At 45.7% G+C, this 24,336-nt stretch carries 19 protein-coding genes and 1 pseudogene; 16 read left to right on the forward strand and 4 right to left on the reverse strand.

Annotation, left to right across the window (positions count from 1 at the left end; translation table 11 throughout):
* The 8 genes and pseudogenes from HFV01_RS01575 (at position 1) to HFV01_RS01610 (ending at position 12,210) form a co-directional block, all read left to right on the forward strand.
* On the forward strand, positions 1-4,221 hold the full coding sequence (locus HFV01_RS01575) for an NACHT and WD40 repeat domain-containing protein (RefSeq protein WP_193520767.1): 4,221 nt from the start codon (positions 1-3) through the stop codon (positions 4,219-4,221).
* 252 nt (positions 4,222-4,473) lie between these two features.
* On the forward strand, positions 4,474-5,493 hold the full coding sequence (gene bioU, locus HFV01_RS01580; protein ID WP_006670726.1) for a (S)-8-amino-7-oxononanoate synthase BioU: 1,020 nt from the start codon (positions 4,474-4,476) through the stop codon (positions 5,491-5,493).
* Positions 5,494-6,261: 768 nt separating this feature from the next.
* The gene (locus HFV01_RS01585) at positions 6,262-7,770 is read left to right on the forward strand and encodes a reverse transcriptase N-terminal domain-containing protein (RefSeq protein WP_006670725.1); all 1,509 of its coding nucleotides are present in this window, start codon (positions 6,262-6,264) and stop codon (positions 7,768-7,770) included.
* A 233-nt stretch (positions 7,771-8,003) separates the two neighbouring features.
* Positions 8,004-8,285 (forward strand): annotated as a pseudogene (gene ssb / locus HFV01_RS01590) (single-stranded DNA-binding protein); the annotation flags it as partial.
* A gap of 97 nt (positions 8,286-8,382) precedes the next feature.
* Positions 8,383-8,919 carry a hypothetical protein gene (locus HFV01_RS01595; RefSeq protein WP_006623341.1) on the forward strand — a complete coding sequence of 179 codons (537 nt, stop codon included), beginning with the start codon at positions 8,383-8,385 and terminating at the stop codon, positions 8,917-8,919.
* Between the two features lie 285 nt (positions 8,920-9,204).
* On the forward strand, positions 9,205-10,152 hold the full coding sequence (locus HFV01_RS01600) for a response regulator (protein WP_187758250.1): 948 nt from the start codon (positions 9,205-9,207) through the stop codon (positions 10,150-10,152).
* Between the two features lie 3 nt (positions 10,153-10,155).
* On the forward strand, positions 10,156-10,866 hold the full coding sequence (ubiE, locus tag HFV01_RS01605) for a bifunctional demethylmenaquinone methyltransferase/2-methoxy-6-polyprenyl-1,4-benzoquinol methylase UbiE (RefSeq protein WP_006623343.1): 711 nt from the start codon (positions 10,156-10,158) through the stop codon (positions 10,864-10,866).
* Between the two features lie 111 nt (positions 10,867-10,977).
* A complete protein-coding gene (locus HFV01_RS01610; protein WP_006623344.1) occupies positions 10,978-12,210 on the forward strand; it encodes a DUF445 domain-containing protein in 1,233 nt (410 codons plus the stop codon).
* On the opposite strand, the gene HFV01_RS01615 is transcribed toward HFV01_RS01610, so the two are convergent.
* Positions 12,207-13,439 (reverse strand): NupC/NupG family nucleoside CNT transporter, encoded by a 1,233-nt coding sequence (locus HFV01_RS01615; protein ID WP_006623345.1) that lies wholly within the window; start codon positions 13,437-13,439, stop codon positions 12,207-12,209. The two genes, HFV01_RS01610 and HFV01_RS01615, sit on opposite strands and share 4 nt — an antisense overlap.
* Positions 13,440-13,575: 136 nt before the next feature.
* Here HFV01_RS01615 and der point away from each other — a divergent pair, with 136 nt between their 5' ends.
* The 7 genes from der (at position 13,576) to proC (ending at position 20,326) form a co-directional block, all read left to right on the forward strand.
* The gene (gene der / locus HFV01_RS01620) at positions 13,576-14,937 is read left to right on the forward strand and encodes a ribosome biogenesis GTPase Der (protein WP_006670724.1); all 1,362 of its coding nucleotides are present in this window, start codon (positions 13,576-13,578) and stop codon (positions 14,935-14,937) included.
* Positions 14,938-14,998: 61 nt separating this feature from the next.
* Positions 14,999-15,961: an energy-coupling factor transporter transmembrane component T family protein gene (locus tag HFV01_RS01625; protein WP_006623347.1), complete on the forward strand. Its 963-nt coding sequence runs from the start codon at positions 14,999-15,001 to the stop codon at positions 15,959-15,961.
* Positions 15,962-16,149: 188 nt separating this feature from the next.
* Positions 16,150-16,419, forward strand: coding sequence for a transcriptional coactivator PipX (pipX, locus tag HFV01_RS01630; RefSeq protein ID WP_006623348.1), 270 nt, complete (start codon positions 16,150-16,152; stop codon positions 16,417-16,419).
* A 25-nt stretch (positions 16,420-16,444) separates the two neighbouring features.
* Entirely contained in the window at positions 16,445-17,116 is a 672-nt protein-coding gene (locus HFV01_RS01635; protein ID WP_006623349.1) for a YggS family pyridoxal phosphate-dependent enzyme, read from the forward strand.
* Positions 17,117-17,291: 175 nt separating this feature from the next.
* A complete protein-coding gene (locus tag HFV01_RS01640; protein ID WP_193520768.1) occupies positions 17,292-18,419 on the forward strand; it encodes an RNA-guided endonuclease InsQ/TnpB family protein in 1,128 nt (375 codons plus the stop codon).
* A 384-nt stretch (positions 18,420-18,803) separates the two neighbouring features.
* On the forward strand, positions 18,804-19,418 hold the full coding sequence (locus HFV01_RS01645) for a cell division protein SepF (protein WP_006623353.1): 615 nt from the start codon (positions 18,804-18,806) through the stop codon (positions 19,416-19,418).
* Between the two features lie 101 nt (positions 19,419-19,519).
* Complete coding sequence (proC, locus tag HFV01_RS01650) at positions 19,520-20,326, forward strand: pyrroline-5-carboxylate reductase (protein WP_108614688.1); 807 nt, start codon at positions 19,520-19,522, stop codon at positions 20,324-20,326.
* Here the strand turns inward: proC and plsY are convergent.
* The 3 genes from plsY to HFV01_RS01665 all read right to left on the reverse strand — a co-directional run bounded on the left by plsY (position 20,323) and on the right by HFV01_RS01665 (position 23,249).
* On the reverse strand, positions 20,323-21,003 hold the full coding sequence (gene plsY, locus HFV01_RS01655) for a glycerol-3-phosphate 1-O-acyltransferase PlsY (RefSeq protein WP_008054730.1): 681 nt from the start codon (positions 21,001-21,003) through the stop codon (positions 20,323-20,325). The genes proC and plsY overlap by 4 nt on opposite strands.
* Before the next feature lie 69 nt (positions 21,004-21,072).
* Positions 21,073-22,122: a DUF3086 domain-containing protein gene (locus tag HFV01_RS01660; RefSeq protein WP_006623356.1), complete on the reverse strand. Its 1,050-nt coding sequence runs from the start codon at positions 22,120-22,122 to the stop codon at positions 21,073-21,075.
* A 56-nt stretch (positions 22,123-22,178) separates the two neighbouring features.
* Entirely contained in the window at positions 22,179-23,249 is a 1,071-nt protein-coding gene (locus HFV01_RS01665) for an RNA-guided endonuclease InsQ/TnpB family protein (protein ID WP_318286271.1), read from the reverse strand.
* A 538-nt stretch (positions 23,250-23,787) separates the two neighbouring features.
* Between HFV01_RS01665 and HFV01_RS01670 the strand changes: the two genes are divergently transcribed.
* Positions 23,788-24,009, forward strand: coding sequence for a hypothetical protein (locus tag HFV01_RS01670; RefSeq protein WP_193520191.1), 222 nt, complete (start codon positions 23,788-23,790; stop codon positions 24,007-24,009).
* Positions 24,010-24,336 lie beyond the last annotated feature (327 nt).

Below are 24,336 nucleotides of genomic sequence, written 5' to 3' on the forward strand. Positions count from 1 at the left end.
ATGACTCCAGAAGAGGCCTTTGAGTTTGTTAATCAGAAATATTCATGCGATCGCCAAGGCAAACGTATTAGCGACTTGCAAAAACAAATTTTTTGTTGGTCTTGGCAGGGCAAAAAATATGACGACATCGAAATCCTGCTTAATTTTAATAAAGTTTATATCAGACAAGAAGCCGCCAAATTATGGAAAATACTAACCGATTTATTTGCTAAACCAGTAACCCGCACTAATTTTCGGTTAGTCGTGGAACAGGCCATCAAAGCCGATCGCGATCGCTGCCAATTTGCCTTTCCCCAACAGATGCGAGAATGGTTTGAAATTCTGGATTATGAATTTGATTCGCGCTACAATATTCAAGAAGTAATCGAGGGAAATCGATTTTTTGAGTGGATCATCAAAATTAAGGCCCGCCGAGGATACGATCGCATTCTCGTCCGGGGAGTAGAAGGGGAAGCAGAAATTTCCGATTTTAATGCTTTGCGTCAGTCTGTGGAAAACCAACGCACCAACGAGGGATGGTTAGTCGCTGTCCGTCGAGTCAGTAAAGCCGCCAGAAATGCAGCCCAAAAAAGCCCAAATAAAAACTTATTTTGCTACACATTCGACGAACTTATCGACCAAGAAGCAGACTTTAGTGGCTATTGTCAATGGCTAGAGCAGGAAATTCAACGGCGAGGTATCCACCATAAATATGTACCTCTCGCCTGCATAAAAGAGGAAGTTGACCCCTCTACCAAGCATAAATTAGGAGTCAGCCACTACGACGAAGACGATGGCTGGATCGATGGTTATGTTAATAGGTGGATTGACGATACCGCCAAAAAACATCTATCGATTTTGGGTGAGTTTGGCACAGGCAAAACCTGGTTTATTTTTCATTATGCCGGGCAACAATTAAACCGCTACTTAAAAGCCAAAAATAAAGGAGTGGAACGCCCGCGATTGCCCATAGTTATTCTCTTGCGAGATTATGCCAGTGCCATTAATATGGAATCGCTGTTTTCTGAGTTCTTTTTCCGGCAACATGAAATCCCCTTGCGAGGGGGTTATTCTGCCTTTGAATGGCTCAACCGCCAGGGCAAATTGTTGGTCATGTTTGATGGCTTTGACGAGATGGCTGCCAAAATTGACCGACAGCGGATGATTAATAACTTTTGGGAATTGGCTCAAACTGTAGTCTCTGGTTCTAAAGTTATTTTGACTTGTCGCACGGAGCATTTTCCCGAAGCCAAAGAAGGACGTGCTTTGCTGAATTCAGAACTACAGGCTTCCGTGGCAGCATTAACCGGAGAACCGCCACAGTTTGAAGTTCTGGAATTAAAAAAATTTAGTAACCAGCAAATTCGTCAGGCTCTCTCCTTTGAAGCCTCACCCGCCACGGTGAAAAAAGTCATGAATAATCCCCAACTTGTGGATTTGGCTCGCCGTCCGGTCATGAGTCAGTTAATACTGAAAGCCTTGCCGGATATCGAAGCGGGAAAAGCGATCGATTTAGCCAGAATTTATCTCTATGCAGTTACCCGCAAAATGCAGCATGATATACAGAAAAAGCGCACATTTACTTCTCTGGCAGATAAACTTTATTTTCTGTGCGAACTCTCCTGGGAGATGCTATCTAAGAATCGAATGAGTTTGAATTATCGGGAGTTTCCCGATCGCATTCGTCGCTTGTTTGAGTCGCAAGTGCAACAACAAAAGGATTTAGATCACTGGCATTATGATATGATGGGTCAGACTATGTTAATTCGCAATGAAGATGGGGATTATAGTCCGGCTCACCGTTCCTTATTAGAGTTTTTTGTCGCTTATAAGTTTGCTGCTGAATTGGGGATATTGGCTCCCGATTTCGTCGAGGTGGCACAGCCACAGTCCCATGTAAATCCACAGAAAACCGCTCAAAACTACACTTGGTCTAATTATTTTCGCCGCGAAGTTGATGTTAACGGAGAAGTGATTTTGATTTCGCCTCTCAATATGTTTTCTACGGAGTCTTTGGCACATTTGCGAACTACCTTTGGGGAAATGCCTCTCACGAAAGCAGTGCTAGATTTATTATTGCCGATGCTGCGTCCGGTGACCAACACTGATGAGGAAAACTTACAGGATATTTGCGATCGCTTGCGGGAAGTAGTGAAGGCGACACGGCGAAAAACCCTAGAAAAAGTCGGCTATGTTGGCGGGAATGCAATCACCCTGCTTTTGAAAACTGACAAGGCTGCTTTGGAGGGTTGCGATCTCAGTCATGCCGTGATTTTGGGCGCTGATTTTAGGGGTGCTAGTTTGCAGGATGTAAGTTTAGTAAAAGCCACTTTAACTAACTGTCTTTTTATGGAATCTATGAATATAGTTAGAGCATTAGATTTTACTCCTGATGGTAAACTTTTAGCCACAGGTGATGAATCTGGTCAAATTCATATTTGGCGAGTTGCCGATGGCTCAAAAATTGCCACATTGACAGGGCATCGCCTCTGCATCAAAACCCTAAAATTTAATGAAGATGGGCAAATTCTTGTCAGTGCTAGTTATGATAAAATCGTCAAGTTTTGGGATATGGCAAACCATGAATGTTTCCAAAGCATACTGATAGAGCCTAATTTGTTGTTTGATTCTAACCTGAGTCCAAATATGAAAATATTGGCGATTGGGAGTGTAGATGGTACAGTACAGTTGTGGGATATTAATAATGGTAAATGTTTGGCGTGTCTCCCCGGACACACCAGTTGGATTAATCGAATAGTTTTCAGTAATGATGGTCAAATTTTGGCAACCACAAGCAAAGACACAAATATCAAACTTTGGGATGTCGCTAATGCTAAATGCCTGAAAACTTTACCAGACCATGAAGAAGAAGTATGGGGTGTTGCTTTCAGTTATGATGGTCAAGTCTTAGCTAGTGGGAGTGCTGACGGAACCATTAAACTTTGGCAAATTGCTGATATAAATAATACTTCTCTGGCTGCTAGTATCTCCGCACACGATAGCGATCTCAGAGGATTAGCTTTTAGTCCCAATGGCAAAATACTGGCTAGTGGAAGTGGCGATCTCACGACGAAACTGTGGGACGTGAGCGATATTCATCATCCCCAACTCCTCAATACTTTACAAGAACATACTTCTTGGATAGAGGAACTGGCTTTTACACCAGATGGTAAAATATTAGCTATGTGTGCTGCTGATAAAAAGGTGAGTTTGTGGAATGTGGAAAACATTAATAATATCAAGCTCAACAGCATTTTAGGAGGCTGGTGTAATTGGATACGTTCAGTCGTTTTTAGTCCAGATGGTAAGACATTAGCCAGTGGTAGCGATGATTACTATGTCAGGATTTGGGATATAGAAACAGGGGAGATTTTAGCCAATTTACCGGGACATAAAGAACGAGTACAGGCAGTGGTTTTTAGTCCAGATGGTCAAACGATCGCTAGTGCTAGTCGAGATTTTACCGTCAGGTGTTGGAGTGTTGAGCATCATAAATGTTTAAGTACATTGAGGGCACACACAAACCAGTTATATGCGGTTGCTTTTAGTTACGATCATCAATTGTTAGTCAGTGCCGGGGATGACCGAACTATTAAGTTATGGGATGTGAATCCGACCCCCAAGTTAATCAAGGAAATTAACCCTTATCCTTGCAAAATATTTACAGTTGCCTTTAGTCCTGATAGTCAAAAAATCGCGGTGGGTGGGAGTGATAATATTCTGCAAGTGTGGGACATTGATTTCCAAAAACCTCCCCTAAAATTTGTCGGACATCAGGGAGAGATAATCTCAGTTAATTTCAGCCCTAATGGTCAAATATTGGCTACCAGTAGTAATGATAATACGGTGCGTTTATGGGATGTGACGACCCAAGAATGTCTGGCAATTTTTCCAGGTCAACAAGTTTGGACTTACCTGATTTCATTTAGTCCAGACGGTCAACTATTGGCGAGTGGAGGAGAAAACAATACGGTGCGTTTGTGGGATGTGACGACCCATGAATGTTATGCTACTTTTAACGGACATCAAAGTTGGGTGCTGGCAGTAGCTTTTAGCCCCGATGGTCAAACCTTGGCCAGTAGCAGTGCGGACGAGACAATTAAACTTTGGAATGTCCCAACGCGAGAATGTCTCAAAACTTTGAGAGTACCCAGACTTTACGAAAGGGCGAATATCTGCGGGGTAAAAGGTTTGAGCAATGCCCAAAAAGCAAGTATGAAAGTATTGGGGGCGATCGATTAACTGACGTTAATTGTTGTCTATTGGGTTGGGTTCCCACGGTGAGGGGTCAGAGTTTGATGGGGCGGTGTTGTCCAGGATACTACGACTTTGTGCGCTTCTAGCTAGGACGAGGTGGAGCATGGTATGGCACACCTGGGTAAGGATTAAGGTATGTTAACTCAAATTACCCTAAAATTAATGATTGCCGGAACAGCATTAAGATCAACATTTCCGGCTTGACCATTATAAATTGTCGAATTGACAGCATATTTTATGACGAATCATCAGCCAAATACTGACTTAACCAATAACCCCATACCTGTGGGAGTCCTAGGGTTTGGTGGTTTAGGACAAGCGGCGGCTAGGGTATTAACCCCTAAACAAGAAATGTGCTGGGTCGCAGCAGCAGATCAAAAGGGCTATATCTATTCCCCGGAAGGACTAGATCCAGACCTGTGCATCAGGACATATCGCGATCGCGGTTCTGTGGCAGACATAGAACCCGGCGGAACCCACAGCACCCAGAGTATTATTGACTTAATTAACCATGCTCCCCTAGTAAAGGGTTACTTTTTGGCGCTGCCTAATTTACCAAATACCTTTATGGCTTCCGTAGCCCAAGCCTTTATTAACTCCGGTTGGCAGGGAGTTCTAGTAGATGCCCTCAAGCGTACCAGCGCGGTGGAACAACTCCTAGAACTTCAGGAGGAGTTAAAAGCGGCTGGCATCACCTATATGACCGGTTGTGGGGCGACTCCGGGTTTACTCACGGCGGCGGCGGCGATCGCTGCCCAAAGTTATGCAGAAATTCACAGCGTTAACATCACCTTTGGGGTAGGTATAGCGAACTGGGAAGCCTACAGAGCTACTATCAGGGAAGATATTGCCCACCTTCCTGGTTATAACGTAGAAACAGCTAGGGCGATGACAGATGCGGAAGTAGAAGCCCTATTAGATAAAACTAATGGTTTGCTGAAACTGGAAAACATGGAACACGCCGACGATATTATGTTGGAATTGGCGGGTATTTGTTCTCGCGATCGCGTTACTGTTGGTGGAATTGTCGATACCCGTAACCCCAAAAAACCCCTGAGTACCAATGTACAAGTCACTGGTCGCACCTTCGAGGGGAAAATCTCCACCCACACCTTTACTCTGGGCGATGAAACTAGCATGGCTGCCAATGTCTGCGGTCCAGCTTTTGGCTATTTAAAAGCCGGGGTCAAATTGCACCAAAGGGGCATTTATGGACTGTTCACCGCCGCCGAAGTTATGCCGCAGTTTGTCCGTTAGGCTGGCACAGCCACAGCCGAGCAAATGCCTACAACTTGCTGCTTCACGGTTTGATAGAATGGGAGCCAGGCTGCTGCCTATAAATCACTAACCGGAGATATTGAATGAGTCTAAATGTTGTTACCCTGGTGGGAAGGGCCGGAATTGATCCGGATGTCAAATATTTTGGTGCGACCCGTTAGATGGAAAAGTTGCCCAGTTGGGTAGCGTGCCATCTGCGTAGACTAGGACAAGCGGTCACAGGTCTATGATAACTGGGTGTTTGGGTAGGTGAGGGTTTCACCAATTCCTACCGTCGTGATGCAGACGAAGCGACACCCCCACTGGGGAGACTGACTATCAATCTGGTGAAGCGGGGTGTAACGGAGGTAATCGCCAACCCATGGCGAAATCCCTTCTAGCTGAGATGAGTATGAGTAAGGTTAACTGAATCCACGTCTGAACCGTCGTTATTGATGACAGCCTAAATGGGTTATGGGCTGCGCCAAAAGGCAAGGATAAGGGCTGGGCAACTCGAAATTTGACCCGGAGCATCCCCTAAGAAACCCGGCGGATAGTGGAACTCTAACCTCATCGCAAAGCAGACACTCGGAACGGGGTAATCCGGCGTGCATCTCTCGGACAGGTCGATAACCGAGTAGGCAGTCAAGCCGCATGATGGCGCTGGAAAAGATTGACTCAGAAGCAAAGGCCTTTAGGAAACTAGAGGATAAGCCCACGGAGTCACGGTTACTTGGAGATGGATAATCAAGTCAGAGTTAATAAGCTATGAACACGGTAAAACCGATGTATGGATGGGAGACAATCAACTGGAAAAAAGTTGAATACCATGTCTTCAAGCTCCAAAAGAGAATCTATCGAGCCTCGGAACGTGGCGATGTCAAGGCGGTTCGTCGGTTGCAAAGGTTGTTGACAAATGCCATGGATGCCAAAATCCTGGCGGTGCGAGAACTTATCCAGGACAATGGTACGGAAAAGAGGGCGGGAGTTGATGGGGTAAACAGACTCAGGAATCAGGAGAAGCTAGATTTGGCTAACTGCCTGAAACTGGGAAAGAAAACTCAAACCCGCCGCCAGGTCTCGATACCTGAACCAGGAAAGGAGGAAAAGCCCGCCTTTGGTATCCTAATGATGATGGAAAAAGCCAAACAAGGGCTGGTTAAGCTGGCACTTGAACCGGAATGGGAGGCAAAGTTTGACCGGAATTCCTACGGGTTCCGCCCTGGAAGGTCTGCTCAAGATGCGATCGCAGCAATTTTCAATGGCATTAAGGAAGATCATAAATATGTCCTAGATGCACATATTGAGAAATGCTGTGAGGGAATTTACCATCAGAAACTACTAGCCAAACTAAATACCTACCCTAGACTCAGGCGACCAATTAAAGCCTGGTTGAAATCTGGGGTAATGGACGGAAAGGAATTGTTCCCGACGGAGACTGATACACCCCAAGGGGGATTGATGCCACTATTGGCAAATATCGCCCTTGACGGCTTGGAAAGTCTCCTAGAGGATACATTCAAGGGTGGAGTAGCAAACTGTCAGAATGGAAAAGCCACAGTGGTCAGATATGCCGATGATTTGGTGGTATTGGACGAAGAACTTGCGGTGATTCTGACAGCACAAGAAACTATAGAAGCCTGGTTGGGAGAAATGGGGTTAAAACTCAAAGACAGTAACACCCGCATTACTCACACTTTCACAGAACATAATGGGAATCTAGGCTGGGACTTTCTGGGGTACAATATCCGACAATATCCCACAAGCAAAAAGCGATCGCTCGCGACGGGAAACACGGAGCAGAAAATAGGCTGTCAAACTATCATCAAACCCAGTAAAGAGGCAATAAAACGCCACCTACAGAAAATAGATGAGATCATCGGAAGTCACAAAAACTCAAGTCAAGAACAACTGATCAATGCACTAAACCCAATCATTAGAGGGTGGTCGTCATATTACTCGACTGTGAGTAGTAAGGAAACCTTTGGTAAGATTGACAGTATTTTGTTCCACAAACTGAGAGGATGGGCTTTCTTTAGAAGGAATCGAAATCAGAATAACACGGATGTAATATCGAGTTACTGGGGAGTCAACCAAGGCATCGGATGGAAATTTATCACACCAGATCACAAATACTGTCTGGAAAAACATAGCCAAACCATGCTCAAACAGCACGTCAAAGTCAAAGGGGAAAAAAGCCCGTTTGATGGAGATTACGTTTATTGGAGTGAGCGGCTATTGAACTATCCGGGTGCGACCAATGCTATCGAAGTTTGACAGTAGATAATGTGATGGCAACTGATCACATTGATGGTAATTGAGCCAATAACACACTGTCGAACTGAGAAGGATAATATACGGACACTGCCATGATATCACAGACGCTAGAGGTATCTATTGATGACTGAGTAACTGAGGAGCCGTGTGAAGGGAAACTTTCACGCACGGTTCTGGAGCAGAGGTAGGAAAGGTGACTTTCTTATCGACTGTAATAGTCAGGAGCAGTAAAATGTCGATTACCGTTAGCTGTTGATCGTCGTAGTCGCAATAGCGATAAACCAGACTGGTTTAATTTAGACATTTGGGATAAGACGGCTGAAGTTGCTGCCAACTATGTCCGTAAGGGCAGTTTGATTGGAGTCAAGGGAAGATTAAGGATTGAGACATGGACTGACCGCAATACGGGTGTACCACGTTCGACTCCGGTGATTGTGGTTGATCAACTTGAACTACTAGGATCTCGTCAGGATAATCAGGCATCTGGTGTTCCTGAGAATTATGATGAGTTCTAGGGGTATGCTCTGGTAGTCGGGTTGATAACATAGTTAAAATCCGACTGCTAGGGGATACCACCCTTGATGTGTTGCACTATGAAAGTTCATTTTTGTTGTGAGTTCACCAGAATTAGATCAGATTTTGCATGAGTACAGATCTGGACAAATAGCCTTTGAACAGGGTCGATACCGCCAATCGGTGGTACATTTGGAAACAGCCAGAGATGCAGTGGAGGCTAACTCTGGCTTGGGTGGCGAGGTCCAGATTTGGCTGGTAACAGCCTATGAAGCCCTAGGGGAAAGACAAAAGGCGATCGCTCTTTGCAAAACCCTCAAATTTCATCCCAGCCTACAAACCAGGAAACAGTCGCGCCGGTTGCTAGAAATTTTGGAAGCACCCAAACTCTATAAGGGTTCGGAAGGGTTAATCGAAATTCCCGATCTGAGTAACTTAGGAGAAAACGCAGATAAATTTCCTGTAGCATCATCAAGCCGAGAAACTTCTGGGAAAGCAGCCCCAGTCAAATCTAAATCACCAGACCCAGAGGTTGATCTAACTCAGGTGAATACGAAGGATAATCAATTTTTGTGGGTGGCTCTGATTTTCCTGGGGTTGATAATGACTAGCTTACTCTTGCATAACATCGGGTAATTTTCGGCAGGAGCCAGAAATTACTGATCATCAATGCAGGTAAAGGATTAGACCTAGGTTAAGGGGGTTATGACACCTAACAGGTGAACGCCAGCCGGTTGCTCTGTCGTCTATCTTTAAGGACATGACGGAGGCAAACATTACCCGATCTGGGAGATGGCTTAAATGCCAGATTACCAAAATTACGTTTTTGTGGTTGACACCAAGGGGCAACCGTTAAAGCAGCTAAAGCGATAATAGTCTAAATCCCCTAATGCACGGAATCACTCGTAGTGTAACAATAGTATGGAAACGGAAACTCCAGACCTAGAAAGCATTAAGCGCCAGTTAATGAGTATTAGACGACCTAAAAAACCAAAGATGCTGGTGGTAGACGATGAACCAGATAATTTGGATTTGCTATATCGTACCTTTCGGAGAGACTTTAGCGTTTTTAAAGCGGAAAGCGGGGTCCGCGCCCTAGAAATTCTCTCTCAGGAAGGGGAGGTAGCAGTGATCATATCTGATCAACGGATGCCAGAAATGAAAGGGACTGAATTTCTCAGTAAAACTGTACCCCAGTTCCCTAACACGGTGCGGATTATTCTCACGGGTTTTACGGATATTGAAGACTTGGTGGACGCGATTAATTCCGGCCAAGTTTATAAATACATTACTAAACCTTGGGACCCGAATGAGTTAAAAACGGTGGTTCAACGAGCGGCGGAAACCTATGAACTGCTGAAACTGCGGACAGAGCAACTATGCCGAGCCAACAGCCAAATCCAACTCTTGAGCGATATTATGGGAATGGCACTCAAGGCGACGGAGATAGAGGAAACTCTACAGGCGATCGCTAAGGCTATTGGAGAACAGATAGAAGCTGATGGGGTGATTCTGCAAGTGGTTTCCTCAGATAGTTTGGCTCCCACAGTCGGAGCCTATGGTATCGTGGAGGATGCGAAGGGTTGGCTGGCTGATGATCCGATTGTCAGTGAAGCGATCGCTACTCAAATCGCCCAGGGAGAAATAAATATCCCCAATAACTCAGATCTAGCGGAAAGCGATCGCTATAAAAGCGCCAATATCCAAGCTCACCTGTGTACCCCCATTATCGATCGCAATCAAGTGGTCGCAGTGTTCTCCCTGCAATGGCAAAAACCCTGTCAACTGTCCCCAGATGACCTGTATACGGTTAAGTTGGTGGCTCAGGAAATGGCTCTAGTTTTATCTCGCTTACACCAATCAACTTAAAATATGAAGCTAGATAGAACCGAAGAACATATCCAAGACCTGTTTAACCGTATTGCTCCGGTCTATGACCAGATGAACGACTGGCTGAGTTTTGGGAGTCATCGCATTTGGAAACAAATGGCGGTTAACTGGAGTGGCGCTCGTCCCGGTCATATAGGGTTAGATCTATGTTGCGGGACTGGTGACTTAACCAGACTTTTGGCTATCAAAGTCGGTAGCTCAGGAAAAGTTGTTGGGGTGGATTTTTCCCGTCAACTGCTGGCTATTGCTGGCGATCGCCAACCACCCTTTACCCTATCCCCGGCTCCCATTACCTGGGTAGAAGCAGATGTACTGGATCTTCCCTTCCCGGATCATTACTTTGACTGTGCTACCATGGGTTATGGTTTGCGTAATGTGGTAGACATTCCCCGCAGCCTGAAAGAACTCCATCGCGTCCTGAAACCCGGTGGGACGGCGGCGATTTTAGATTTTCACCGTCCCGAAAATGCCTTTAAAACCTTTCAACAATGGTATCTCGATCGCATTGTTGTTCCAGTAGCTAATACTTTCGGACTAGAGGCTGAGTACGCCTACCTTAACCCTAGCCTAGAAAAATTCCCCACGGGTCCCCAACAGGTCGCCCTAGCAGAGGCAGCGAATTTTAGTCGGGCTACTCACTATGCGATCGCAGGGGGTATGATGGGAGTATTGGTTCTCGAATCAGGGGGTTGATGAGCTGAAACATCCCGATCCCAACAACCACCCTAATTCACAAAGGCGAATATACAAGGCAATTCGTCAGTTGTCCTAGTTACCTGGGATTTGCAGAAATGTTGTGGCATAATGGTCAATTTATCTCAAGTATCGATTTTTATCGTTCCCCCAATTTTGGGGGGAATTATCGGCTACTTTACCAACGACCTAGCCATCAAAATGCTATTCCGTCCCTATAAAGCCAAAAAGGTCGGAAAAATTCAACTTCCCTTTACTCCCGGTTTAATTCCCCGCAACCAAGAAAGGCTGGCGAAAAGGGTTTCTGATACTATTATGCAGTCCCTGCTGACACCAGAGGAACTCCAGAAAGTTGCGCGCCGCCTATTAAAAACCGAACGCATTGAAGCGACGATTTTATGGTTATTACAACTGGCGCTGGCTCAGGTAAAAGCTGATACAGAACAGAAAACCGCAAAAATTTTGGCAGGTATTCTGAGGGACTTTTTGGGGGAATCTTTACCTAGGATATTGCGGGTTATGGCGCGGCGGGAAGATTTTTTAGAGCCGCAGCTAAATCAGATTTTTGATCAAGTGATGTTGGAGTTCCAACTAAGTGACCAACAGGCTCAAAAACTTTCGGAATGGCTATTAGACCGAGTAATTCCCCCAGAAATTATCCGACTGACTTTAATTGATTTTCTGACCGATCGCAATATTTCGATTATTGACGAAGGCTTCCGGGAACAAAGCACGGGAACCTATTGGGTAGTGGCTAATATTTTCGGTCTCCGCACGACTTTAACCCGGTTAAGAACTTTTTGTCTGGATGAAAAAGAAGAAACTAATCACCGACTGGAAAAACTGTTAACTTCTCTGGGTGTTAGGGAGCGACTAAAGGAGTGGTTGCAGAATCTTTCGATGCAAAATTTGCCGCTGTCTACGGTGCGACAATTACGCAAAACTTTCCGGGATACTGTGCGAGAATATGTCCAAGAACAGGGTATAGATTTAATTCAGGAGTTGACTAAATCTATTGATTGGGAAAGGGTTTCCGCCTTAATTTTAAAGCGGCTGCAAACTTCCCCAGTGGTTAATAATTCCCTAGGATTAGTTAGTCAAGAGTTGGCGCTGGTTTTGGAACGCTACCTAGAAGAAGACTTAGAGAAATTGGTGGCTAAGGCGATTCCGATTTTGAATCTTGATGGAGTGATTATAGAACGGGTAATGGCTACTTCTCCACAACAGTTAGAAGTAGCAGTTAATGGAATTGTGAAAAGTGAATTACAAGGAATAGTTAATCTGGGGGGTATTTTGGGGGTAATAGTTGGCTCACTACAAACGGTGATTTTGCTATTGCGTTAAAGTAACATACCCGCCACACAAGCGGTCATAAAACAAGCGAGAGAACCAGCAATCATGGCTCGGACTCCTAATTGGGCTAGGTCTGCTTGTCTTTCTGGTGCGATCGCGGAAATGCCACCGATTTGAATGGCGATCGAGCCAATATTAGCAAATCCACAAAGGGCGTATGTAGCAATTAAAATCCCCCGGGGAGTAATGGTGGGTTCAGTAGTACCTACAACATTGGCATTTTCCATGAGTTGTTTCAGGTCTAAATAAGCGATAAATTCATTAAGAATAATCTTCTTACCCAGTAACACGCCGACGGTGGCGCAGTCTGACCAAGGTACACCCATTAACCAAGCGACGGGAGCAAAGATAAAAGAAAATAGCCATTCCAAGGAAAGTTGAGGTAATCCTATCCCGGCTCCTAACCATCCTAACACGCCGTTAACTAGGGCTAATAATCCTAAAAAAGCAATCAGCATGGCGGCGACATTTAGGGCTAATTTCATGCCTTCAGTGGCTCCGGTGGCGGCGGCATCAATGGCATTAGCAGAAGTGGGTTTTACTTCGATTTTTACCTTTCCGGCGGTGGGGGAAGGCTCGGTTTCAGGATAGAATATTTTAGAAATAGCTAAACTAGCAGGGGCGGACATTACGGAAGCGGCAATTAAATGTTCTGCGGGAACACCAAAGGAAATATAAGCGGCTAACACTCCCCCGGCGACGGTGGCAAATCCCCCGGTCATCATGGCATGGATTTCCGATCGCGTCATGGTGGCAATATAGGGTTTAACTAATAAGGGAGCCTCGGTTTGTCCGACGAAAATATTGGCGGAACAGGAGAGGGTTTCTGAACCGGAAGTCTTGAGGGTTTTCATCATTAACCATGCTACCCATTCGACTACTTTCTGTAAGATGCCATAGTGATATAAGATGGTGATGAATGAGGAAAAAAAGACAATGGTCGGCAAGACCTTAAAGGCGATGAAATGCTGCTCAAAATCGTCTCCAAATACAAATTGGGCTCCCGCATCGGAAAAGTTGAGAAACTGGGTGACAGCAGCGCCTAGGGCTTGGAAAATGGCGAATCCTATGGCGGTTTTCAGAATCACAATGGCAAATAAAATTTGCAGGGCAATGCCCCAGAAAACGGTAGGCCAGCGAATCTGCTGACGATCGCCGGAAAATAAATAGGCGAGGACTACAAATACTACAAGTCCTAATGCGGAAATTGCCCGTTCCATTTGCTGTTGTTAAGTTAGGGTGAGGTTGAGTTGAGCGATCGCTGGTCACAGGTCGCTGGTCACAGGTAGCGACGGTGACGGAGTATGTAACAATAGAGGGTTAGCACTATCAACGCCTGGATAAGGCGAAAGTTCCATGTCTCGACCCATAGTTGCCATTATCGGCCGCCCTAATGTCGGTAAGTCTACACTGGTAAACCGTCTTACACAAACCCAAGATGCGATCGTTCATGATCAACCGGGGATGACCCGCGATCGCACCTATCGTTCCGCCTATTGGCAGGATCGAGAGTTTACCGTAGTCGATACGGGAGGGTTAGTCTTTGATGATGATACCGAGTTTTTGCCACTAATTAGAGAACAGGCCTTGATGGCTTTGGCAGAAGCGACAGCGGCTATTTTGGTGGTGGATGGACAAACAGGACCGACGGGAGGGGATGAGGCGATCGCTAGTTGGCTACGACAACAAAAGGTTCCGATCCTCTTAGCAGTTAATAAATGTGAATCTCCTACCCAGGGACTGACTCAGGCGGCGCAATTCTGGGAATTGGGTTTGGGAAACCCTTTTCCGATTTCTAGCATTCATGGTAGCGGTACGGGGGAACTGCTGGATGCTTTGATTGAAAATTTACCAGCTTCCACAGACAATGAGGACAGCGAAGAATTGCGAGTGGCAATTGTGGGCCGTCCGAATGTGGGTAAGTCTAGCCTATTAAATACTTTTCTGGGTCAGGAAAGGGCGATCGTCAGTCCAATTTCCGGCACTACCCGTGATGCGATCGATACCATCGTAGAACATAATGGCAATACCTATCGGCTAGTAGATACGGCGGGGATACGCCGGAAAAAGCACGTTGAGTATGGGGCGGAGTTTTTTGGGATTAACCGGGCTTTTAAGGCGATCCGACGGGCTGATGTGGTGTTGTTTGTCATTGATGCTGTGGAAGGAGTCACAGACCAAGATCAAAAATTGGCGGGTCGTATTTCTGATGACGGGCGCGCCTGTGTGATTGTGGTAAATAAATGGGATGCGGTGGAAAAGGATAGTTACACGATCCTAGAGTATGAAAAAGTAATGCGATCGCGATTGTATTTTCTCGATTGGGCAGATATGATTTTTGTCAGCGCTATGACCGGACAGCGGGTTGAGAAAATTTTTAAATTGGTGGACAAAGCCGCCGAAGAAAATCGCCGCCGAGTCTCTACATCGGTAATTAATGAAGTCATCGAAGAAGCAGTCCGTTGGCATTCTCCCCCCACCAGTCGCCAAGGACGACAGGGTAAAATCTACTATGGAACTCAAGTTACCTCCAGTCCGCCCACAATTGTCTTGTTTGTGAATGACCCAAAACGGTTTGGGGATAATTATCGGCGCTACATGGAAAGCCAGTTCCGTCAACAATTGGGATTTGCTGGGACTCCCATTAGACTATTATGGCGGGGTAAAGCTATGCGGGAAGTAGAGAGAAATTCCTCTAACCGGGCGACTAAGGTTTGATTACTGACCAGTTGCGCCCAGTTGGCATTGATCCCCCCAACTATAGTTAATTGTTGAGAAAATGGACCTACTGCGATCGCTACCTATCGGTTTATACTTAGAACAACCGATTACTTGGCTTCATCGCCTTGATTCCCGGATTAAGCTAGTCTGGTTGATGAGCTTTCTCATTGCACCGATCCTCTCTAATGCCCTTTGGCGGTTGGGGTTGGTGGTGCTATTGATGGTGATTACCCTAGTGGCAGCAATTCCGTTCCGGGTGTGGAAGCGACAAATGGGCTGGCTATTAACTTTCTGTAGCTTATTGTTGATAGTAAGTGCTATCCTACCTGATGGGTTGAGTGTTAGCCATCAACCTCGCCTCCCCAGAGATGAGATAGCCTTGGAAATGCAAAGTCTTGGGAGAGTGGGAGGACTGGGAGAAAATGCCACAACGGCCGCTGATTCGGTGACTGAGACTGAGGGTTTACCTCAACCAACAGCCTATAGTTATATTCTGCTGGCAGCGGGTCCGTTAACTATTACCCGCTATTCCCTGGATCTGGGTGTTCGGATTAGTACCTTGCTGTTTACCCTGGTTTACAGCACTAATCTATATCTACTGACTACGGCTTCTGAGGAAATTGCTGTGGGGATCGAAAGCCTGATGAAACCATTGCGACGGCTGAAAATTCCGGTAACAGAAATAGCCCTCACCCTCACTCTGTCCCTGCGTTTCTTTCCCCTGGTACTTGAGGAAATTCAGAACCTATATAGATCTGTGCGTACTAGGGCGATCGACTGGAAAAAACTGGGCTGGCGAAGGGCGACTCAAATTTGGCTTTTGGTGGCAGAACGACTCCTAGAAAATTTATTATTGAGAGCAGAACAAATTGCTAATGCCATGAAAGTCCGAGGCTTTACCAGTCCTAACCAACATCGAGTTGAGTGGCATCAACTTCAAATTAATTGGTGGGATTGGGTCGCCCTATTAGCCTTAACTATATTTTGGGGTATGCGTTTGGTTTGGGGCTGGGAATCTTAAGACCAACACTCTTTCCCCGCTTCCCGGTGCGAGGCGCTATGACTTGAAAAGTGCGCCTGAGAGTGTCAAGATAAATCGGCTGATTATTTGATTCTGGGATATATCTCTGATAGACGGGCTCGAATAGCAGAGTAACACCAGGTAATTGCCTTTTTTCTAAGTTAGTGCTTGCTGATGCGTGAGGCGGAATGACAACAGAAACTTACATGAACCATCCCAACTTTGGCTTACTTTTTAAAGTTTGCCCAGTTGAAGATAATCAGGAATTATTTACTACCCTTTACGCCCAACGCCTATTTTTCTTGGTGACTCAATCACCGGCTGGCTTGAAGTTTGAACCGATAAGCCGCTCCGATGCCAAGATGTTAGTGGAAATTCGTTTGCGAATGTTGCGACGCACTGGCCAAATGGAGCCTTATAAAAAACTGCAAATAATTCATCAGCAGACCTTTCTATAGCTTGACTAACCCACTATGACTGACTATGACTGATTCGATCGCTGAAAGAATTGCCCAAATTCGGGCTGCTATTCCCCCAGAGGTGCGACTGGTCGCTGTGACCAAAACGGTTTCGGTGGAGGCTATACGCTTGGCTTATGAAGCCGGAGTGAGGGATTTTGGCGAAAATCGTGTTCAGGAAGCAGAGGCGAAACAACTTCAATTGCAAGATCTCAGGGATATTACTTGGCACTTGATTGGTCATCTACAAAGCAATAAGGCGGCGACGGCGATCGCTCATTTTGATTGGCTCCACTCGGTTGATAGTTGGAAATTAGCCCAAAGACTCGATCGCCTGGCTAGAGAACAGTCTCGCTGTCCCCGGATCTGCCTACAGGTGAAAATCCTCCCAGATCCTAACAAATATGGTTGGACAGTCCCGGAGTTACTGGCTGATTTACCCCAGCTTAATGCCTGTGAGTCCCTAAATATTCAAGGTCTAATGACAATTCCCCCCCAAGGCTTGACCGAAACCCAAACGCGATCGGTTTTTGAAAAAACCCGTCAGTTAGCGGCTGAAATTGGGGCGCAAAACTGGTCTAATATCAAAATGGCAGAATTATCTATGGGTATGTCAGGGGACTATTTACTAGCCGTAGAAGCAGGGGCTACTATGATTAGACCGGGACAAATTATATTCGGCCCAAGGAATATCTAAAGCGATCGGGTCGGAGCCAGAATTTAATCCAAGATTTGCTTTACATCTTAGGACAATAAGGTACAATACCCAAAAAGATTCGCAACTCAATAATGAATATACGGTGAAACCCCAGACCATGCCAAATTTCCCTGACGACATACTCATCAAGTCGGATTCATGGTAAAATAAAATCATGGCTTACAAAGCTTTCCGAACCAAACTAAAACTCAATGACCGTCATCGCACCTTGATGGCCAAACACGCGGGTTATGCTCGGTTCGTGTTTAATTGGGGATTACACTTATGGAGGTCAGCTTATGAAGAGGGACTCAAGCCTAATATCAACTCCATTAAAAAGGTTTTTACTCATTATGTGAAACCTCAATATCCTTGGATATCTGAATTGTCTTCTAAAGTTGATCAATATGCCTTCATTAATCTAGGGGATGCCTTTAAGCGCTTCTTCAAGGGAATAAGCAGTTATCCTAAATTTAAGAAGAAAGGCTACCATGATAGCTTTACCCTTGACAATTCGGGAAAGCCATTCAAGTTGTCAGGAACTCGCCATAAGCTGCCTTTTGTGGGCTGGGTTTCTACGTTTGAGGCTCTACCCGAAAGTGGGGTTAAGAAAGTCACTATAACGCGCCAAGCAGGTGACTGGTATATTAGCTTTTTCGTAGAAATCACGCCAGAAATTACACCGAAATATCGAGAGAGAATCGGGGTAGACCTAGGAATTAACAATTGGGCGACTTGCTCCGATGGGACCCAATTCTCTAATCCCAAGGCTTATAAAGCAGCCACCCAAAAACTAGCTCGATTACAACGTCATTTAAGTCGCAAAGTCAAAGGCTCAAAAAATCGGGCCAAATGTCTCTTAAAAGTTCAAAAGCTACATCAAAGAGTAGCTAATATTCGCCGTGACACGATTCATAAAATAACTACTTTTTTGGCTAAAAACCACAGCCAAGTAGTCATTGAAGATTTGAATGTGTCTGGAATGCTGAAAAATCATGGTTGGGCGGGTTCTATCGCTGATGCTTCATTTTATGAGTTCCGTCGGCAACTAGGTGACAAGGCAGAACGTTATGGTTCAAAGTTGATTATTGCCGATAGATTTTATCCATCCAGTCAACTGTGTTCTAATTGCGGTTATCGTCAAAAAATGCCCCTAGTCCGTCGGACTTTTGAATGTCCAAACTGTGGCCTGAAGATTGATAGAGATTTGAACGCCAGTATAAATTTAGAAAAATCGCCTGGTTCAGACGATTACACTTGTGGACGGGGTGCTGCCGACAGTCCCGGACGAAGCCAGAAATAAACGTCAATATCCGGCTATGTCCGGTTTTGTTTAAGTTTTATAGAGCAGTCCACCTGATGAACTATCAATAGGGGGGATGAGGAACTTTCGGGTTAAACTTTAATCATCTGCCTTTGTGTGAGGGGAGGAAATGTCTAAAAAAATGATGACAATCAGCCCCCACCAGGTCAGCTAGAGCGGTATCTTTAGAGCAGTTACTCAACATATGAGATCTTTAAGGGTTGTTTCCTCAATTGGGGATCTCGTGTAAATTTAGTTGACCCTGTGCTTTAGGGTACAAGGCCTGTCTATCCGGGGACTGGTTACAGTCTGGGTAATGCAGGCAGTAAATATCAAAATGTCAATGGTGACGTTTTGTGGCAGTTTTATGGAGCAGAGTGAGCCGTGAATACACTGTTTAGCAAACTTAGAGATTTCGTAGGACTCAATGAGTCAGTTGAGTACGATTACGAATACGATGAAATGGAAGGGGAACAATACCAGAATATGTATCAAGCCCCTCAACCACAGGCTGCTCCTCTCATGTCAGAGGAAGAACGTCGTGGGTCTCGTCGCCCCCGTGAACGTGCTGTGGCGGCGGTCGGAGGTGGTAATATGACATCTGAATCAGTAACAATGGGTTCAACAGGAATGAATAATGTAATTGGAATGCCAGGAGCGATCAACGGAATTTCGGAAGTGATGGTTATGGAACCTCGCACTTTTGAAGAAATGCCGGCCGCTATCCGCGCCCTGAAGGAACGCAAGTCTGTAGTTCTGAATTTGACGATGATGGACCCAGACCAAGCTCAGAGAGCGGTAGATTTCGTGGCTGGTGGCACTTATGCCCTCGATGGTCATCAAGAACGCATTGGAGAAAGCATCTTTCTGTTTGCTCCTAGTTGTGTTCAGGTTAGAACTCAAGGTGGGGTGGCTAATGAGGTTCCCGGTGTGCGTCCCCGCGTGAGTTCTAGTCCTTCCTCGGCTTGGCAACCAGAAAAGGTCCAGGCGATGCAGTAGTTGCGGGTGATGCAGATACGATGGGACAAGGGGAGATGTTTGGCAGGTGATAGTTATGCTTCTCCCCTAATCCTTAGCCCAAATTTTGAGATAATGGACGGATGAGTGAGTTTAAATTGGGATTGATTGGTGGCGGGGTCATGGGAGAGGCTTTGCTGTCGGGTCTGTTGGCGAAGCAGATTTATGCCCCGGGAATGGTGATGGTTAGTGACCCTTCTGGCGATCGCCGTCAGTTTCTGTCTGACAAATATGGGGTTGGGGTAACATCTGATAATCGGGAAGTGGCGAAAGCTACTGAGGTGCTGTTGCTGGCTGTCAAGCCTCAGATTTTTGGCTGGGTGGCTGACGATTTAAAAGGACTGCTAAAGCCGGGTACTATCATCATCTCTATTTTGGCGGGTGTTACCCTGTTTAAGTTGGAGAGGGTTTTTTCAGACTCTCCAGTGATTAGGGTTATGCCAAATACTCCCGCTACAGTAGGAGCCGGAGTTAGCGCTTTGGCTGCTGGTAGTTCCGTGGAACCTGCACAGATTAAACGCGCTACGGAGATTTTAGCAGCAGTTGGGGATGTGGTGGAAGTTCCAGAATATTTGATGGATGCGGTAACCGGTTTATCGGGTTCTGGTCCTGGATATGTGGCGATTATGATTGAGGCTTTGACTGATGGAGGAGTGGCGGCTGGACTTCCTAGAGCGATCGCCTCAAAGTTGGCTCTGGATACCGTTTGGGGAACCGCTCAACTCTTGCGGGAATCTCAATTACACCCAGCCGAATTAAAGGATCGCGTCACCAGTCCAGGGGGTACAACTATTGCGGGAATTGCGGAACTAGAGGCGGCGGGTTTTCGCTCGGCTTTAATTAAGGCGGTGAAAGCGGCTGGCGATCGCTCCCGGGAATTAGGGAATTAGGGGGTAGGGTCTGCTGAGAGTTTTTGACCAATGCGGGGTTCTGTACCCTGCAAAATCCGCTCGATATTGCTACGATGTCGCCAAATCACATAAGTTCCGGCGGCGATCGCAAAAATTTGGTAGGGGAGGGGTTGTCCGGTGATAATCATTAAAGCCGCGATGGTGATAGCCCCAGCAATAGAACTTAAAGATACAATCCGGGAAACAGCTAAAACCACCCCAAATACAATCAATGTAGCCAAAGCCAGCAGCCAATTGAGAGCAAATAAGATCCCCAAACTGGTAGCCACAGATTTACCGCCCTTAAAGCCTATCCATATAGACATTGTATGCCCGAATACGGCGATTAAGCCAGATAATGTGGCTATCGAGTAAGCCAAAACTTGAGGGGAGTCAATCCCAGCCATAGTAGCAATTTGGCGGGTTTCATTGAGGGAATACACCCAGAAAACCATAGCAATAGCAGCGACACCCTTCAAAATATCGACTGCTAAAACCATGATCGCTGGCAGTTTACCACAGGTTCTTAATACATTAGTTGCGCCAGTTGAACCAGAACCCTCCGCCCGGATATCAATACCATAGAACCAAAGGGCGATCGCATATCCAGTAGGAATTGAGCCCAGCAGATAAGCCACCACCAACACCACCCCATTGAGAATGAACCAATTAACCATATTTAATCAAATTTCCTGCATCCATCGACAATTTGCAAACCGAATCCGACTAGCCTATATCAACTGCCCTCAAAACCTATCGAAGGATGACTGAGCCGCCGCCTGTGGGTCAGGAGCAAAAGCCAACCAGAGGGGAAACTGGAGCAACGAGAGGCTAATTTTGTCCTCTGTATCATCAATAATAATAAACGGAAGCCGACCATCATTAACCAACCTGTCCGCTTTTTGAGCCAATAACTCTGGGTCTTCAAATAATCCCAACCCTCGCTCAGGTCCAAAATCACGGCGGTCAATTCCTAAGCAGTCTTGAAGTCCCCGCCGCCACTCTCCCAGGCGTTCTGGACTATTCGCCAAAACCAAAGTCCCCAAACGTCTGTCATAGAGACTTCTGAGAATAGATATAGTCGCCGAAGCCACCAGAATATTTTGCAGACGGCTTCCCATAGTCCGCAACGCACCGCGTCCACCTTGGTTAAAGAACCAATTAGAAACCTGTTTAGCGTGGATAGGCTCAAAAGTGCGGCGGAACTGCCAAGGGGGGCCATAATAGTCAGGATTAGTGCGGTATTGGTCAATAATCCGACGAATTTGTTTGGTTTGTTCAGCAAAAGCCGACTTCGTAAATTGAGTATTAGGGTCAGGTTCAGCCACGGACTCCGCCGACTGACCTGCGGGAGTGGAACTAGCAGCAGGGGGAGTGATGGGTTCTTCTGGGATTAACTCAAGCTGTTCTGCGGTAGCCGCCAGGTCTTGAAGACTACCAACCAAATAATCTTTAAAACCTTGGACTCGGATAGCCAAATCCTGAGAAACCCCTGCAAAAGTAGTTCGCATTTCTTGCTCAATGCGTTCTCGGCGACGTTCGAGTTTTTCTACTTCCACCTGTAGAGTCTGTCGCCTCGCCTCCAACTGGCTGAGGGCTTCAGAAACCAGGTTTCCCATAGATTGAGTGAGGGCGGTTTGTTCCTGCTGTAATTTTGCCTTAGTTATCTGAAGTTGGGCAATTTCCTGCCTCAAATCTTCAGCCTGACGCTTGAGGTAATCTATAGGCTCGTCGGGGGACTGAGAGCCTGTGGTTAAATTAGGTTCAAGTGGTGATGATTCAGGTTGAGAATTCAATGGTTGTACTGCTCTATAAAACTTAAACAAAACCGGACATAGCCGGATATTGATGTTTATTTCTTGCTTCGTCCGGGACTGTCGGCAGCACCCCGTCCACAAGTGTAATCGTCGGAACCAGGCGATTTTTCTAAATTTATACTGGCGTTCAAATCTCTATCAATCTTCAAGCCACAGTTTGGACATTCAAAAGTCCGACGGACTAGGGGCATTTTTTGACGATAACCGCAATTAGAACACAGTTGACTGGATGGATAAAATCTATCGGCAATAATCAACTTTGAACCATAACGTTCTGCCTTGTAACCTAGTTGACGACGGAACTCATAAAATGAAGCATCAGCGATCGAACCCGCCAAACCATGATTTTTCAGCATACCTGACACATTCAAATCTTCAATGACTACTTGGCTGTGGTTTTTAGCCAAAAAAGTAGTTATTTTATGAATCGTGTCCCGCCGAATGTTTGCTACTCTTTGATGTAGCTTTTGAACTTTTAAGAGACATTTGGCCCAATTTTTCGAGCCTTTGACTTTGCGACTTAAATGACGTTGTAATTGAGCTAGTTTTTGGGTGGCTGCTTTATAAGCCTTGGGACTAGAGAATTGGGTCCCATCGGAGCAAGTCGCCAAATTGTTAATTCCTAGGTCAACCCCGATTCTCTCTCGATATTTCGGTGTAATTTCTGGCGTGATTTCTACGAAAAAGCTCATATACCAGTCACCTGCTTGGCGCGTTATAGTGACTTTCTTAACCCAACTTTCGGGTAGAGCCTCAAATGTAGAAACCCAGCCCACAAAAGGCAGCTTATGGCGAGTTCCTGACAGATTGAATGGCCTTCCGGAATTGTCAAGCGTAAAACTATCATGGTGGCCTTTATTCTTAAATTTAGGATAACTGCTTATTCCTTTGAAGAATCGCTTAAAGGCATCCCCTAGATTAATGAAGGCATATTGATCAACTTTAGAAGACAATTCGGACATCCAAGGATATTGAGGTTTCACATAATGAGTAAAAACCTTTTTAATAGAGTTGATATTAGGCTTGAGTCCCTCTTCATAAGCTGACCTCCATAAGTGTAATCCCCAATTAAACACGAACCGAGCATAACCCGCGTGTTTGGCCATCAAGGTGCGATGACGGTCATTGAGTTTTAGTTTGGTTCGGAAAGCTTTGTAAGGTTATGGTCGAAAGGGAAGTCACCTTCCCCAACTCCACTTCCAAACCGTACTTGAGACTTTCACCTCATACGGCTCCTAATGTAGATACCCTTTTTGTCACTAGGAACAGGGTTACGAACCCCCGCTTTATGATTCCAACTTTGGGAGCTTGGCATACAACTCGTAGTCTTTAAACTCGCTCTCGTCATATTACTCCTACTTGTCGCAGTCTCCATATCTACACCGTGACTAGTGGGCATATCCTAATCATTACAATTAGGCATTGGCTTTCAGTCACATCCTTTCCCCTCAATGGTATACGCTTACACTTTTCGCTACTCCTTGTGAGTAATATTGCTCACTTTTTTGATAAGGAGAACCAATGAGGAGTTTAAACGTTCCGTTTATATGGGCATTCCATCTTTAGACTTGTCCTCTCCACCGGGGTACTTAAAAAGGTCTGTGTAGGTGTTTTATGCAAAACCCTACTTTTCCCCTTGCTCTTTTGAGCGCAGCGTGGCAACCTATTACGCTGCTAAATCATTACGATGGTTCAAGCCAGACATTCGGTTTCCCTAGTCATGGATGGTTGGCAGTGGTCGCATTTGGTAGTAGGTTCTACCTCACGCCTTCCGTTCCCCGCTTCAATCCCAGAATCGTGTATCCTGAAATTGGGGGTGGCTATCGCCTTTACTCTCTACTCCCTGATTTCTCAGTTTGTTTATGACCTTGAGTCCCCTGCCTTGCTCAGATTTCTCCAAGCGTCGGGACATATAAACAGTTATGGGATGGTCAGGATACGAGTCCCTTATATTCCACCAAGGGGTGGAAGTCCCACTAGGAGGCTATTTCGGGCATTGCAGCCTTATTTGACTCCTAAACGTCTCGCACCATGGTTTGATTTTACCATGAAGAATCCGACTTGATGAGTATGTCGTCAAGGAAATTTGGCATGGTCTGGGGTTTGACCGTATACTCATTATTGAGTTGCGAATCTTTGGGGTTATTGTACCTTATTGTCCTAAGATGTAAAGCAAATCTTGGATTAAATTCT

The sequence above is a fragment of the Limnospira fusiformis SAG 85.79 genome (assembly GCF_012516315.1).
Classification (GTDB): Bacteria; Cyanobacteriota; Cyanobacteriia; order Cyanobacteriales; family Microcoleaceae; genus Limnospira; species Limnospira fusiformis.